Source organism: Beduini massiliensis (assembly GCF_000829905.1).
Taxonomy (GTDB): domain Bacteria; phylum Bacillota_I; class Bacilli_A; order Erysipelotrichales; family Coprobacillaceae; genus Beduini; species Beduini massiliensis.
This window is the reverse complement of sequence record NZ_CDPP01000006.1, coordinates 491,200-506,948: the sequence shown is the minus strand read 5'-3', so window position 1 is coordinate 506,948 and position 15,749 is coordinate 491,200. Positions and strand designations below refer to the sequence as shown.

Sequence of the window (15,749 nt, the reverse complement as noted above, 5' to 3'; positions counted from 1 at the left end):
ATTAAAGTTGGAATTATCGGATCAGGAATGATCGTTCATGACCTTTTTCGATTTATTGAGGAAATTAAGGAATATGAATTTTATGCAATCGCCGGAACGCCACGCAGTATGGATCAGTTGAACGAATTGAGCAATCAGCATCATATTCGCTATGTTTATACAGATTATAAAGAATTGCTTAAAAATGAAGAAGTGAATACAGTTTATATCGCAACTCCTAACCATTTGCATTATCAAATGTGTAAAGATGCATTATTGATGGGAAAAAATATTATCTGCGAAAAACCGTTTACTTCCAACGGAAAAGAATTAAAAGAATTAGCAGAAATTGCCAAAGATAAACAATTAATTATGCTTGAAGCTATATCGAATCAATATAACCGTAATTTTCTTTCCATAAAGGAACATATGAACGAATTAGGGAAAATCAAGATTGTTCAATGCAATTACTCTCAATATTCTTCTCGTTACAATGCATTTAAGCAAGGCACGATTTTGCCGGCTTTTGATTATCAAAAATCAGGCGGAGCATTGATGGACTTGAATATCTATAATATTCATTTTGTTGTAGGGCTATTTGGTAAACCTAAGCATGTAGCTTATCTTGCCAACATTGAAAATAAGATTGATACGTCAGGGATATTGACAATGGATTACGGAGATTTCAAATGTGTCTGTATCGGCGCAAAAGACTGTTCTTCTCCTGTAACGACGAATATACAAGGGGATGAAGGATGCATTCATTTGGATGTTCCGCTAAATGTATGTTCAGCTTATACCCTTTATAAAAATGATCGCAGTAAACAGGAATTTAGTTATACCAAAGGAAAACATCGTATGTATGATGAATTTGTGGCTTTTGCGAAAATAATTAAAGAAAACGATATACAAACAAGTAATAAAATGTTAGTGCACAGCCAGATGGTGATGGATGTTGTCGATCAGGCAAAAGCATCCGCCAACCTTGTGTTTGCAGCGGATTGCGGAGAGGAGAACAAATGATACGTTGGGGAATTATCGGCTTTGGGCGCATTGCTCATAAATTTGCTATCAGCATTGAAAATTTAGCGGATGGTTATGTATATGCGGTAGCATCACGCAGCGGAGGGAAGGATGACCCTTATTTAAAAGCCCATCCTGATGTTGTGGTGTACAAAGATTACGAAAGCCTGCTGAATGATCCTAAGGTAGATGCGGTTTATTTGGCATTGCCGCACAAATTCCATAAAGAATGGGCAATTAAAACCTTAGAAAAAAAGAAAGCGATCTTATGTGAAAAACCGGCAGTCTTAAATAGTGAGGACATGAAAGAAATCAAAGCAACGGTCTTAAAAGAAAAAACTTGTTTTTTAGAAGCTTTGAAAACGAAGATTAACGATGGCATGGATCATTTGATTGAAGACTTGCCGATGATTGGAAAAGTCGAAAGTATTGAAGCAAACTTCTGTTCAAATGGATTAGGGTTAAAAGGTACCAACAGTTTCCTGTTTGATAAAGAACAAGGCGGAGCATTAAACGATGTAGGGCCTTATCTTATCGGTTTTGTCTTAGATTTATTAAAAGATGAGGTCGTTGACCTAACTTCCAAGCTGAAAATAGTGGATGGGATTGATGAACATTTTCACGCTGAACTGACATTAAAGAAGGGAACAAAAGCCTATATTGAGGGAGCTATCGATGAAGCAAAAGAACGTTACGCCTTGATTATCGGGGAAAAAGGAAAGATTACGGTACCGATGTTTAATCGTATTATCGATTATACGATTGAACTTAATGATGGAACCAAATTAGAACGACATTACCCTTTAAACGGCGATGATATGACAAAAGAAATTGCTGAACTGCAGTATTGTCTGACTCATCATTTAATAGAGAGTCCACGTCATACGATCGATGATACGATCGAAATTATTGAACTGATGGAAAAGATCAGAAATAATAAATAAACAGTTGTGTAAGCGCTTTATTAAAGGTATAATAGACTTAGATAAAAATTTAACATGGGAAAGGAAGTATTTATATATGGTAAAAATGGTAATATGTTGTGCAAGTTCCATTACAACAAACGTCTTAGTTTCAAAGGTGATCAAAGCATGTGATGAGCAAAATTTCAATGCTCAGGTGCTCGCTTTACCTGAAACGATGATTACAAAAGATATCGATGCAGACATTATTTTATTAGCACCACAGATTCGCTATACAAAAGAAGAAGTAGAGAGAATCGTTAAAAATAAAATTCCGGTTATTGTCATCAACAATATTGATTTTGCTACAATCAATGGAAACGCTGTTGTCGATTCAGTAAGAAAAATATTAAATAAATAATAAAGGGATATGGTTCGCCATATCTTTTTTTATTGATAAATTTCATTTTGGGGAACAGTTTCCTAATATTAAAAATTCATCTTTATTTTATAAGGAACTTGCTATAATGTATGAGTTAATAAGGGGGATGACTATGTTAGATGTATTAATTAAATCATCAGGATTTGTTTTTATCATCATTTTAGGGTTTATCTTAAAAAAAGTGGGGTTCTTTAAAAAGGAAGATGGCTTATTCTTTTCTAAAGTTGTCATGAATATTACACTGCCGGCAGCCTTGATTGCCAATTCTAGCGGGATGGAGATCAATATGATTACGATCAGTATAATCCTGATCGGACTATGCTGTGGCTTTTTCAATATCTTTTTGGCGAAATATGTCAATCGCCGACAATCGCCGACAACACGTGCATTAAGCATGATTAATTGTTCAGGATACAATATCGGTAATTTTGCGATTCCTTTTGCTGCCAGTTTTTTTGATGCCACCGGAATGATTTATATGTGCATGTTTGATATCGGTAATGCTTTTATGGGATTAGGGGGAACTTATGCATTGGCACGCAATGAAGTGGATGGACGCGGACGTTTGGATATAAAAAATCTTTGCTTAGTATTAGTTAAGTCTATTCCTTTCGATGTTTACTTGCTTTTATTTATTTTATCTTTATTTAATTTAACGATCCCTGCTCCGGTAACGACAATCGCTTCGATGATTGGGGGCGCAAACAGCTTTTTAGCGATGCTGATGATCGGTATCATTCTTGAAATAAAGATTAGCCGTTCTCAAGCCAAAGCCGTTGTTAAAATATTAGGAGTACGTTATGTTGGGAATATCCTGTTAAGTATTGTCGTGTTCTTTATTTTGCCGCTTCCGCTTTTAGCAAAGCAGATGGTTACACTGATTCTTTTCTGTCCGATTTCAACCGTCTCTGCTGTTTATTCTAAGATGATCGACAATGATGACCCGGCACCGGCTTTAGCCAATTCGATCAGTATTTTAGTCAGCATTGCTACAATGACCGCTTTGCTGTTAATCTTTGTCGGTTAACTTTGTCGAAAAAACAGGTGCGAAAAATGCATGAAAGCAATTCATCTATGATATAATTTACTAGTGTTAAACGAGGTGAAATAGATGAAGAAGTATATACTATGGGATTTTGACTGCACCCTTGCTTATCGTGATGGAAAATGGTCGAAAACGATGAATGATATATTAGTGAGCCATCGTATCAATATTGCCTATGATTCATTGAGGGCATTCATGGGTCGAGGTCTGCCTTGGCATGAGTTTGAAAGACCGCATACTGAATTACTGGGAAATAAAACATGGTGGGAACATGTTGAAAGTTATTTAGAAAGTGTGTTTGTGATCTTAGGTGTAAGAGAAGTCCATGCTAAAGCGTATGCAAAAGAGTTTAAAGATCGTTATCTCGATTTAAGTCAATGGCATGTCTATGAAGATACTGTTGAAACATTGGAGAAACTTTCAGAGGAAGGATATACGCATATCATAGCCTCAAATCATGTACCGGAATTAAAGCAGCTTTGTGAACAATTAAATTTGGATCAGTATTTTGAAAAGATTTACAGTTCTGCATTAATGGAATATGATAAACCAAATGTTAAATTCTATCAAGAAATCTTAAATGATCTGGATGATCCTGAAGATATCGTGATGATCGGAGATAATTACAATGCAGATATACGCGGTGCCAAACATGCCGGGATAACGGCAATCTTAGTCAGAAGTGAAAATACTTTGCATTATGAACATTATTCCAAAGATTTAAAGGGTGTCGCAGATTTGCTGGAAAAAATAAAAAATGCTAAGGTCAATGCTTAGCTTAAAATCGAACTTACTGTTGCAGTAAGTTTTTTTATTTGAATAAGGGGGCAATCAACGGTACGATCATCACAGTCAATATACCGGTGACAACAATCGCTAAAGAACTCATCGCTGTTTGAATCTCTCCTAGTTCCAAGGCTTTGCTGGTGCCAATCGCATGTCCGGAAGCTCCTAATGCCAATCCTTGTGCAATAGGATTTTCGATATGCAGCCATTTAAACACTAAAGGGGCAATCACTGCGGCAAAGATTCCCGTAATGACAACAGCAGCTACCGTAATACCGCTGATTCCACCGATTTCTCCGGTTAAACCAATCGCAATGGCAGTAGTAATGGATTTTGGCAATAGAGAGACACATAAAGTACGATCTAAATGCCATAGCATTGCCATGCCGCCAATCATCACAAAACAGGTGATACAGCCGGCGACTAATGCTGTCAAGATAATTATCAGATGATCTTTTAAGATTTTAAATTCTCGATAAAGCGGTAACGCAAGACATACCGTTGCCGGCGTCAGTAAATAAGTTAAATATTGAGCCCCTTGATTAAATACGGAGTAATCTATATCGAAAAGCAGAAGTAATCCTATAATCAAAACAGAAGCAACTAAAAGCGGATTGCAGAAAGCTAATTTTGTTTTATTTTTTAGTTTGATGCCTAAATAGTAAGCCAGTAAGCTTAACACCAGACCAAAATAGGCAGAGTCGATCATAATCTTATTCATGCTGTTTCTCCTTGTCCTTCATCATTTTTTGTGCCGTTATTCCGGTCACGACCATAATGAAAAAGGTTGAAACTAAAACGATCGCAAGAAACGGAATCAGTGCTCCGGATAAGAGACCGAAGTTCTCCATAACACCGACACTTGGTCCGACAAACATGATTGGCATGATCAATAAAAGAAAATCCGCAGTTTCTTTGATTTCCTCTTCTTTAATAATTCCGATCAGTAAACATATAAAGAGAATGACCATCCCATATACGCTTGCAGGAATCGGAAGCGGTAAAAAATAATGCAGCAGTTCTCCGATAAAAGTAATGCCGCTGATTATCATAAATTGAAATAAATATCCCATATTATCCCACACTTTCCTTACTTTGGTATGATAGCATATTCTTGGTTTGTTGTTAATATTGGAGAAGGAAATAGTTGCAGATCAGATGAATTTATGTATAATGGCTACAGGGAGGAAGTAAATGAATACAAAAGTAAAATCATTGATCTACTGTTCACTGGGAGCCTGTATGATCGCAATTGGGGCACAGCTGACCATCGTTTTACCGATTAGTGTTGTTCCTATTACCATGCAGACACTGTCTGTATATATTATAGCTTGTTTGCTGGAAAGAAAGCAGGCGGTATTGGCATGTTTAATCTATTTATTATTAGGGGCTGTAGGACTGCCTGTATTTGCCGGTTTTTCCGGAGGAATTTTCGCATTAGCTGCCCCTACCGGCGGGTACTTAGCCGCTTTACCGATCATGGCATTGGTGATTGGAAAAATGCTGAAAAGAAAGGTCCTTGCTCTTATCGTCGGGACTGTCGTTTGTTATACATTTGGGACAATCTGGTTTATGTTTTCTATGCAGATGGCATTACTGCCGGCTTTAACCTTATGTGTCTTTCCTTTCTTAATCGGTGATACATTAAAAATAATATTGACCTGTCTTATAACTAAGCGTATCAGAAAACTTTAAAAGTTTCTGAGCGGCTTAGTTCTTTTCATTATATCCAAAAATCTTTTATGCATACTTTATAGTGAGGTGGGAAATAATGCCAAACATCATTCATAATCAAGCAGAAGTCACTTATCATCATGAACAATCAGTTGGCAGTATTCGCTCTAACATTGTTGAAACTATTATTGAAGACAGTCAGCCCATCAAAGCTCACATGACATCATTGCAGTCTGCTTTTCATCCTCAAGAAAACATTACCTATTTGATTCAAATAGAAAATATTGGAAATGATCCGCTTTCAATTACAATGAAAGTTACTCTTCCAATCGGTGTTCACTTTTTAGAGGGGACTTTAAAAGCATTTATAAACAGCATGGAAATACCACTCACATTAACTACTGAAGCGAATATCCTTTATATCACACTCTCTAAGAATATGTCATCTCAAGATAAGGGAATCATCCTTTACTGTATGAAAGTAGATTCAGATATTGATCCTTGCATTTTCGCTATAACCTCTTCTCTCTCTATAACAGCCTACAGCGAAGATGGCAGCACCTATACAACAGAACCGCCGCCAAGTGTTACATTGCTTAAAGAAACAGCCAGTCAGCTTGTTTTATACAGACAGTGGACACAAGATTATAGAACACTCACTTATACAATTCAACTCTTAAATTACGGCAATCAAGAAGCAATGCACATCACGTTAATGGATTGGCTTCCCATCTCCTTTAACATTCATCAAGTCACCGTAGAAACGAATGAAAGCCAAGTCATTTATCAACAAGATCAATATCAGTATGATTACTTTAATGGAAGGATTCTTCTGCCTAATGCCACTACAGCATCTCTTAACGTGCCTGCCGCTACTCTTACTTCGCCTGGCAGAACCGTGATCAAGATCACTGGTAACATCGTAAAATAACAATCTTTCTACCTCATAAAAACCGAGTATCCTAAGATGCTCGGTTTTGCTTTATCAATTGTATCAATTCTATATCATCACAAGGTCTGCCAAATAAGAATCCCTGTATATAATCTGCGGAAAACGCTTTGATGATTTCATATTCTTGGATGGATTCTACCCCTTCTACACAGACCGCAATATTTACTTCATGACATAATTCAATAATCATACGAACCAACGTAACATCAAAACGGCTGTATGTAATCTTTTCCACAAAAGCCTGATCAATTTTAATGATATCTGCCGGACATTGCTTCAATACATTTAATGAGGCATAGCCGGTTCCAAAATCATCCATTGCAATCGTAATCCCTAAATCACGTAAAGCCTGATAGATATTCGATATATTGTCAGAAGCTAAATAACTCTCTGTGAATTCTACGATAATATTTCGAGGATCAAGCTGTTCTTTTTCTAAGGTTTCCTTGATAAAAGGAATGATGGGATCCGGACTGACTTGAACATACGATAAGTTGATACTGATCATAAAATCAGGATCGGCTTTAATAAACGCCTTGGCTTTGGCAACGGCTTCTTCAAAGACCCAACGCCCTGCTTGAATGATCATCCGGGTATCCTCTAGTAAAGGAACAAATTCTGATGGTGAAATGATTCCATAAGCCGGACTGGACCAACGAAGCAAGGCTTCCGCCCCACGTATTTTTTTAGAATCGGTATAGACGATAGGCTGGAACTGTAAAGAAAAGCCTTCAAAGTTATTTTCAACACTTTCACGCAGCTCTTGTGTCAGTGTCAATTTACGAAGATGATCGAAAACAATTTGATCGGAAAAGAAGCTTAATTGATCTTTTCCATTCTTTTTACTTGTTTCCAATGCATAACTGGCATATTTAAAGAGATTGATATAAACGTTGGCATGTTCGGGATAAATAGCACATCCAGCCGATATACTGCAAAAATAACGTTCATTCATATGAAGCTGCTGACGCGAAAAAGGAGCTTTGATTTGTTTATATAGAGCTTCAATCTGTAAAGTTGAGTAGCTTTTCAATAAAACTGCAAATTCATCCGCATCCAATTTATAGACAGTTGCTTCTTTTGGAACAAGATCACAAATAGTCTGAGCGGCTTTCTTTAATACATCATCACCAAAAGCATGATCACGTAATTGATTCACCGACTTAAAGTTATCCAAATTTAAAAGAAGCAGAGCCAGAGGATCGGAGCTGGATTGGATATATTGTTTTATATCTTCCTCTAAAGCAAATTTATTATAGAGTCCGGTTAAAGGATCAATCTTTTCTTTTCGCCCAATATTTGAAATAATACCAGCAAATAAGTCAGGGTCACCGAGGGCATCAAAGATCACTTTTCCTCGGCATCGCAGCCACACCCACTCATGATGCCGATTAATAGCTCGATATTCAACACAATGCTCACTCACTCTTCCGTCAATGATTTCCTGATTGCTTTTTAAAAATAATTCTTTATCTAAAGGATGAACTTTACTTCCCCAAATCGCTGCAGCATTTTTTAAAACCTCTCCGGGCAGATCAAATTCTTTCACCATTTTCGGAGAATAACGGAATAAACCGGTTTTCATATTGCAGATATAGACATAATCATCAGTGCTTTCCACTAAAGCATCGTAGAGACGATCTTTATCATAATCAAAATCCTCAATCTTGACAGTGTGGACATGATCTGTTTGTAATTTCGCTTCATTTTGCTGGAGATGAACCAAACGTTTTTGTTCATACATCTTTTCATCCGCAAGCGTTAACAGGGTCTCTAAATTTAAGAGATTATCCGGTTTTACAGTGATTGTTCCATAACAGAAGCCAAGTTCATAAGGAATGCCTAAAATCTTTTTTAAGTGACGTAATTTATCAATGGCTCCTTGCAAAGCTGTACGTACTTGAAGTGGCTCTTGATCATAGAAAGCCAAAACAAATTCGTCACCACTCAAGCGAAAGAATAACGTATCTTTATCGATAAAGGACTGAATCGCTTCCGTAATATAGCGAATCTTATTGTCCCCCTCTTTATGCCCGTAATAATCATTGGTCTGTTTTAAACCATTGATATCCATTAAAACCAGACAAAGTGATGTTTGATTTACTTTTGCTCGATTTAATAAAATCTGGAGTTCTATTTTACCGGCACGACGATTGGTCAGTTTCGTTAATTCATCAATATTTGCTGCCTGTGAAATTTTTTTAAAATCCGTGATGTCTGTGGACTGCTGTAAATGAGCAAGCCTGCCATCCAACCAATGAATCAAACTATCTTTGTTTTCATAATATTGCTGATTAATCGTACTCTTTTCTTCCCAAGTAATGGTTTGATTCGGATACTGTTTTAAATGTTCGATCGGACAGAATTCACAGCGCTTATCTTTTCCTCTCTGTAATAGTTTCCAGCAGGTTTTGCCAACAGGGTCATCGATATGATATATCTTTTTCATAGGTTCGTTCATAAACAGAATTTCATCTGTTTGAGGATCGGTCACATAGATATAATCAGATATACCGTTAATCACTGTATAGAATAACTTCTCATAGGCTGTTTTTTCTATGTTGTGAATGATTTCTTTGGCATTTAGATCCAATAGTCTGCGGCAAATGGCAACATCTTCATCACACAGGGGAGCAGCCTTTGCTGATCGTCCCATGGCCACCACGCCAATAGGTACATTTTTAAAGGTGATGAGATGCACATAGAGCTGTTCTTTAATGTGTGGGTCATACTCATGAATGGAATCAATAATCTGTTCTGGCGTAGATGAGGGATCTAAAATGAGATGATGAAGAAAATCTTCTAAAGAAGAAAGCAAAACTTTCTGATTCACAGGATCTTTTCCCCAAATATAAGGGTCAGCCATTCGCTTGAAATTATAATAATAACAGATTCCTAAACATTCGATATCCAGCATATGCGCTATGAAACCTGTTAGTTCTTCATTGTGATTATTAATTTTAGCTGAACGATCAAAGGAAATAGGGGATTGCATTGCATCTTGTTTCATTTTCTTCACCTCATATCTTTTATATAGTTTAATTATATACTAAATTTGTGACAAAATGTTTATATTTCTTGTATTATTTATATTTCAGAATAAGATTAAATTATGCCACAATTTGTTGGCATATCCATATATAGGCAAGACAAGGAGATTCAAGTAAAATAGAAGTAGAGGAAGGGGAGATTCCAATGAAGTGTAAAAAGTGCGGAACAGAAATGAAAGAAGCTAAATTCTGTCCTGAATGCGGAGCTAAAGCCCCTAATCATTTTAATCAAATGGTGGAGGCAGAAAGTCATCAGAAAGAAAAACAAAAAGCAATTCGCCAGAAACAACTAGAGAAAGAAAAAAGAATCATTCAAGAAAAAGGGTTGAAAAATAATTATGTTCTCTATTCGTTTATCTTTGGATTGATCGGAGCAGCCTTGGTTTTGTGGCCTGCCGGATTAGAAATTCAAACCCAATGGTGGTACAGTGTATTGGTTTTGGTATTTGGCTTTGCCGGCTACTTTACAGCCAGAAAGGCAAGAATCCTAAACGTTCAATATTTCAATCGTTATCGAGTACATTTAAACCCAAGGTTATCTAAATTAGGATTAGGTTTATCGATTTTCTCACTAGGAGCAGGCGTATTCATGGGAACATTCGTGATGATGCTTTATATGTAAGATTCCATTCATTTGGAATCTTTTTTGTTGAATGATGTAATGAAAAAGAACCGGAGTCAATCCTATACAATGAAAGGATAGGCATCTATTAGCTTTAACCAAAGCTTATAGATAGGTCAATGCTGCACTTGTAATTGATGAAAATAAAACAGAACTAAGATGAGGCTGTCGGCTTTAGTGATACCAAGGGGACACACCAAAACCATTAACTATTAAAACTTGCGAAGACGAAACAAAAAGACACATCAGGACGATGTGTCTTTTTATGACTATCCAGATAGTCAAGGGGAGGTCTATATTTATTCAGCAGTTGTAAGTCCTTGTTCTTCTTTGTAAGCTTTATTATCTGCTACTTTGAAGAATGGGAACCACATTAAGCCAGCTGCCAAAATTGAGAAAGCTTCCCAAACTGAGATTTTCCAGCTACCTTGTAAGATACCATATAAGATAGGTGGCGTTGTCCAAGGAATTTGAGCACCACTTGGAATTGGTACCAGACCAATCTTCATTACAAAGTAAGTTAATGTACCTAAGATTGGAGTAATGAGTAATAATGGAATAAAGAACAGTGGGTTCAATACAACAGGGATACCGAAGATCAACGGTTCATTGATGAAGAAGAATGTTGTCGGTAAAGCTAATTTTCCTAAAGTTTTGAACTGTGAACTCTTTGACCATAAACACATGATGATTGCAAGTGAGAACATAGATCCTACACCACCAGAGATAAAGCAGCGACCTAATGATCCTGAAATGATGTGAGTAGGGGTTTGACCTGCTTGATATGCTGCAAAGTTTTCCAAAGCCAAAGGCGTATAGATTGGGTTTGTGATAGATCCAACGATATTACCACCATGAAGCCCGAAGAACCAAAGAATATTGGTCATAAATTGGAAGAAGATAAATGAGAATAAGTTATCTCCCATAAAACGCATTAAGTTTGATTGAATGATTGTAAATACGGCAGTATGTAAATCATGGTAACTTGTTAATGTCATTAATCCCGCAATCGCTAAGAAGATAGAGACAACGATACCTGTAGGGATCAATGCTGAGAATGAATTGGCAACATTTGGCGGTACGCTGTCAGGAAGTTTGATAACCCAACCACGTTTTACCACAAAGATGTAAAGCCTTGAAGCTGCCAAAGCGACGAACATAGCACAGAATAATCCCTTTGCTCCTAAATATGCAGTAGCATAAGCCCCTTCTGTACGTCCTGTTACTAAGAAGAATGATACTAATGCTGATAACCCGGCACCGGCACCATCTACATCAAATTCTTTAGCTAATGTATAAGCAATAAAGAATACCGCATATAATGCGATTAAATCTATTGTTGCTTGACTAGGTAGTGCTAAGATACTACCGAAGCCTGATGAAGCAAGCCAGTCTGTATAAGCCTTGATAGGGAGGTTACTTAACAATGTGAATAATGATCCAACGATGGTAGCGGACATGATTGCAATGAATCCGCCACTGATAGCTCTTAAATATTTGTTTTGTCCAAGCGTGGCTGCAATTGGTACTAATTTTTCTTCTAGTACACCCATTAATTTATCCATATGTATTCCTCCTTTTTTTAATTTCTCCCATTTGCTTAACCTGTAAGCGCTTCACTTCCTACACTTACATTATAGAATAGCGTCAAGGATTAATAAATTTGTCTTATTGCCAATTAATTGTGGCAAGGATTGTTTTCTTCCTCAAAAGCTTGCTTATCTGCCATGGCAAAAAACGGATACCAAAGAAACGAGGCCAATACAATGGTAATGACTTCCCATAAAGCTAACCGCCAGCTGCCTTGCAGGAAACCATATAAAATCGGTGGTGTGGTCCAGGGGACTTGAGCTCCGGTAGCGATGGGAATCAAACCGATTTTGGTGACAAAATAAGTCATCACAGATAGAATCGGTGTAACCATCAATAGTGGAATCAGGAAGATTGGATTTAAAACAATCGGGACTCCGAAAAGTAAAGGTTCATTAATGAAAAACAGACAGGTTGGAAAAGATAGCTTCCCAAACGCTTTATATTTTTGTGACTTCGCAAATAAAAGCATAAGAATAGATAAACTCAGCATCGATCCCACTCCACCATGAATAAATAATTTACCGAACTGCCCGTTAATAATATTGGGCATGGGGTCTCCGGCTTGAAAGGCAGCTAGATTTTCTAAGGACAGTGGGGTATAAATTGGGTTTGTCACAGCACCAACGATATTCCCGCCATGAAGTCCAAAGAACCAAAGAATATTGGTCACAAACTGAAAGAAGATAAAGGAGAACAGATTATTTCCCATGAACTTCATCAAATTGGATTGTATCGTTGAGTAAATCATAGAATGCAAATCATGATAAATAGTCAGCTTCATTAAGGCGGTTATGCTTAAACACACAGAGATAATGATAAAGGAAGGAATGATGGCTTCAAAAGAACTCAGAACTTGATGAGGGATATTTGAAGGCAATTTTATTTTCCAGTTTCTCTTTATGATAAAAACATATAAATACCCACACAGCAAACCGATAAAGATTGCCGCAAAAAGTCCGTTAGCACCTAAGAATCGTGTTGAGTACCCGTTGTCACTGCGACCTGTGATCAAAAAGAAGCAAGCTAAAGAAATAAGCCCGGCGCCATGACCGGAGAGGTCATACGATACCACTAAATGATAACTGATAAAAAAGACCGTATATAAAGAGATAATATCTATAGAGGCACTGCTGCCTAAATCTAATATGGAACTTAATCCTGACATGGTCAGCCAATTCGTATAACCTGCAACAGGCAGATTCTTAATCAACGTCAGCATGGAACCGATAACCGTAACCGGCATGGTCGTAATAAAAGCACGGCTGATGGAATTTAAAGAACGATTGGCCGCCACCCTTTTTGCCAAGGGATAAAGTTTTGCTTGCAAGGACTCAATCTTGGTGAGTTCGATTTCTTCTTCAATGATGGGTTCAGAATGAAGATTTCCATCATTCAGGGCACTGTTTATGATATTTTCGACGTTTAACGCACCATAATCATCCATTGAAATGTTGATTACACGAGTGTCATGGTCAACTGCCAGATCATGAATCTGCTGTTCAAAGAAGTGAAGCTGTGGGGCAATCAACACCACATCTGCTTCATCAATATATTTTCTTAATTGATCCTTTGAACATGAGCCGATTTTAATTCCGTTTAACTGTTGTTTTTTCACTTCATCACGCATTTTTTGAACTAATAAACTGCTTGACATTCCTGAAGCACAGCAAACTAATAGTTTCATAGGTTATTGGAAGATGCTGTCAGTCAGCAGTTCTTCCTTTTCTTTGCTTAAAGAATGAATATAGTTTTGTAAAGTGGAATAATCAGGATGTCTTTCCAGTTCTGCCATACGTTCTCGATTTAAGACTAAACTTGACAATACTTCATTAAAAACAGTCAACGCTTCATCTGAATTGGATTTAATACAGAGTAAAAATACAAATTTGACCATTTGTTTTTCCCAACGAATCGGCTTATCTAAGATCGCTACAGCGACAAATGTTTCATCCATTACCGTTTTAATAGGATGTGGCAAAGCAATCTTATTTCCGAATTCAGTAGGGGACACGGCTTCTCTTTCCATGACTAACTGATAAAAGTTTGAGGGAAGCGGACGTTGTTCTTTGATCTTTTCACATAAAAAGGTAATCGCCTCCTGTTTATCTTTCACATCAACATGAGTAAAGAAATATTCCGGTCTAAAACAACGGCGAATAAAATCATAATCTTCATTGTTTTTAATTAAAATCTTTTCAAGATTTTCGATATCCTCATTGCCGAGGAAATATTGCACTTGAATAACAGGAATATCTGTTTTAAATGGAAGCGGAATCGTTGATAGAATAAAATCATATTGACTTTGATCGATATGGGATAATTCGTAAGCCTGTGTGACCAGCACTTTATTCAGATAGTCTTTAAACTTCGATTTGACTTTATAGAGTAAAATCTGAGAACTGCCGGCACCACTTGCACAGACAATGATAATATTCTTTTGTTCCGGTTTGTTCAGTCTTTCCAAAGCTAACGCAAAATGTAAAGCTAAATAACCTAACTCACTTTCATCGACGGTGGCATTGATTTGCTTAGAAACCACTTTTCCGGCTAAGATGGCGATTTCAAATGCTATCGGATTATCTTTTTTGATTTGTTCTGTTAAAGGGTTGGTGATCTTAAGCCCATAATGCAGACGATTGAGCATTGGCTGAATATGAACGGCAATCATTGAATAGAGTTCCAGATCAGAAGTCAAATCGATATGAAATACCTGTTTTGTTTCTTCTAAAATGGCATCAATCAGATCCATTGTTGTTTGTTCCATAACAATATTGGCATTATTCATTTTTAATGCCTGTTTTCCCATTAGGTGAATCGCAATGTAATGAATTTCACTCGAAGGGATCGTAATTCCAAAATAATTATTTAATTCTACGGCAATCTCATTGGCGATGATCATTTCCGGACGATCTTGAAACTGCTGTGTTTGATGAAAAAATTCATCAACATAAGTTTTTCCCATGATACGATTGATGGCAATTAAAATGTGGATAGATAAATTCTGAAAACCAAAATCTGTGAGTTTAAACTCATGTTTTAATATTGCTTCATAGAGTACTTTTTTTATAAATTCAAAGGCATCCTGATCAATATATTCACTGCTTACATCAATCCCTTGGATATAATGCTGATCGTAATCATCAAAGTGATAGAAATATTGAGAGATACATGAACGGATATCTTTTTCTTTTCCTTTTATCTTCAAACCGTAACCCGCTTTCCCTGCCAGTTCCAGATGAAAATAGGATAAACGTTCTTTCACTTCTTTAATATCAGCATTTAAGGTACTGCGGCTGACATAGATTTCATCTGCCAAATCCGCGATTTTAACGTAGTTCGTGTGCGCTAAAAAGTAACGAATAATATAATTGATTCTTTCTTCTTGGTGAACGGGAATCAAATATTGATTCGAAGATTCTTCCTGTAATAACGATTTCACAAACTGATTGTATAAATCTTCATTTAAGACATGAAGATAGTAACCGGCATTGGGTTTAGATTCGATCTTTGCTCCTGCTTTTTTCTCAATCGTATCTTTATATTTACGAATATCTTCACGTAAGGTACGAGGTCGTATTTCCAGCTGTACACACAAATCTTCAGATTTAATGTAATCTGATTTTTTAGCTAATATTTTGAATAATTGAATAAAACGTCTATCCATTTTGCATCCCCACTTCT

General features: G+C 36.7%; 14 protein-coding genes. 8 read left to right on the top strand and 6 right to left on the bottom strand.

Going from position 1 to position 15,749, the window contains the following annotated elements; translation table 11 throughout:
* The 5 genes from BN1225_RS12450 (at position 1) to BN1225_RS12430 (ending at position 4,168) form a co-directional block, all read left to right on the top strand.
* Positions 1-1,002, top strand: coding sequence for a Gfo/Idh/MocA family protein (locus tag BN1225_RS12450; protein ID WP_041140431.1), 1,002 nt, complete (start codon positions 1-3; stop codon positions 1,000-1,002).
* A complete protein-coding gene (locus BN1225_RS12445) occupies positions 999-1,946 on the top strand; it encodes a Gfo/Idh/MocA family protein (protein WP_041140121.1) in 948 nt (315 codons plus the stop codon). Before BN1225_RS12450 ends, BN1225_RS12445 begins: the two co-directional genes overlap by 4 nt.
* Positions 1,947-2,022: 76 nt before the next feature.
* Positions 2,023-2,325 (top strand): PTS sugar transporter subunit IIB, encoded by a 303-nt coding sequence (locus BN1225_RS12440; RefSeq protein WP_041140120.1) that lies wholly within the window; start codon positions 2,023-2,025, stop codon positions 2,323-2,325.
* 133 nt (positions 2,326-2,458) lie between these two features.
* Complete coding sequence (locus BN1225_RS12435) at positions 2,459-3,373, top strand: AEC family transporter (RefSeq protein WP_041140119.1); 915 nt, start codon at positions 2,459-2,461, stop codon at positions 3,371-3,373.
* An 84-nt stretch (positions 3,374-3,457) separates the two neighbouring features.
* Entirely contained in the window at positions 3,458-4,168 is a 711-nt protein-coding gene (locus tag BN1225_RS12430; RefSeq protein ID WP_041140118.1) for an HAD family hydrolase, read from the top strand.
* Positions 4,169-4,202: 34 nt separating this feature from the next.
* Here BN1225_RS12430 and BN1225_RS12425 read toward each other — a convergent pair whose 3' ends face one another.
* Together BN1225_RS12425 and BN1225_RS12420 are read right to left on the bottom strand one after the other, a co-directional pair.
* A complete protein-coding gene (locus BN1225_RS12425) occupies positions 4,203-4,898 on the bottom strand; it encodes an LrgB family protein (protein WP_041140117.1) in 696 nt (231 codons plus the stop codon).
* Positions 4,891-5,250: a CidA/LrgA family protein gene (locus BN1225_RS12420; protein WP_041140116.1), complete on the bottom strand. Its 360-nt coding sequence runs from the start codon at positions 5,248-5,250 to the stop codon at positions 4,891-4,893. Before BN1225_RS12420 ends, BN1225_RS12425 begins: the two co-directional genes overlap by 8 nt.
* Positions 5,251-5,371: 121 nt before the next feature.
* On the opposite strand from BN1225_RS12420, the gene BN1225_RS12415 reads away from it, so the two are divergent.
* Positions 5,372-5,872 carry a biotin transporter BioY gene (locus tag BN1225_RS12415; RefSeq protein ID WP_041140115.1) on the top strand — a complete coding sequence of 167 codons (501 nt, stop codon included), beginning with the start codon at positions 5,372-5,374 and terminating at the stop codon, positions 5,870-5,872.
* A gap of 76 nt (positions 5,873-5,948) precedes the next feature.
* The gene (locus BN1225_RS12410) at positions 5,949-6,782 is read left to right on the top strand and encodes a hypothetical protein (RefSeq protein ID WP_041140114.1); all 834 of its coding nucleotides are present in this window, start codon (positions 5,949-5,951) and stop codon (positions 6,780-6,782) included.
* A gap of 31 nt (positions 6,783-6,813) precedes the next feature.
* Here the strand turns inward: BN1225_RS12410 and BN1225_RS12405 are convergent, their stop codons facing one another.
* Positions 6,814-9,813, bottom strand: a complete 3,000-nt coding sequence (locus tag BN1225_RS12405; protein ID WP_052466650.1) for a bifunctional diguanylate cyclase/phosphodiesterase — start codon at positions 9,811-9,813, stop codon at positions 6,814-6,816.
* Positions 9,814-9,998: 185 nt separating this feature from the next.
* On the opposite strand from BN1225_RS12405, the gene BN1225_RS12400 reads away from it, so the two are divergent.
* Positions 9,999-10,475, top strand: coding sequence for a hypothetical protein (locus BN1225_RS12400; protein WP_041140113.1), 477 nt, complete (start codon positions 9,999-10,001; stop codon positions 10,473-10,475).
* Between the two features lie 299 nt (positions 10,476-10,774).
* Here the strand turns inward: BN1225_RS12400 and BN1225_RS12395 are convergent, their stop codons facing one another.
* The 3 genes from BN1225_RS12395 to BN1225_RS12385 form a co-directional block, all read right to left on the bottom strand.
* Positions 10,775-12,040 (bottom strand): PTS sugar transporter subunit IIC, encoded by a 1,266-nt coding sequence (locus BN1225_RS12395; RefSeq protein ID WP_041140112.1) that lies wholly within the window; start codon positions 12,038-12,040, stop codon positions 10,775-10,777.
* Positions 12,041-12,153: 113 nt separating this feature from the next.
* Positions 12,154-13,752, bottom strand: a complete 1,599-nt coding sequence (locus BN1225_RS12390) for a PTS transporter subunit EIIC (protein ID WP_052466646.1) — start codon at positions 13,750-13,752, stop codon at positions 12,154-12,156.
* A gap of 3 nt (positions 13,753-13,755) precedes the next feature.
* Positions 13,756-15,732, bottom strand: coding sequence for a BglG family transcription antiterminator (locus BN1225_RS12385; protein ID WP_041140111.1), 1,977 nt, complete (start codon positions 15,730-15,732; stop codon positions 13,756-13,758).
* Between the last annotated feature and the right edge of the window lie 17 nt (positions 15,733-15,749).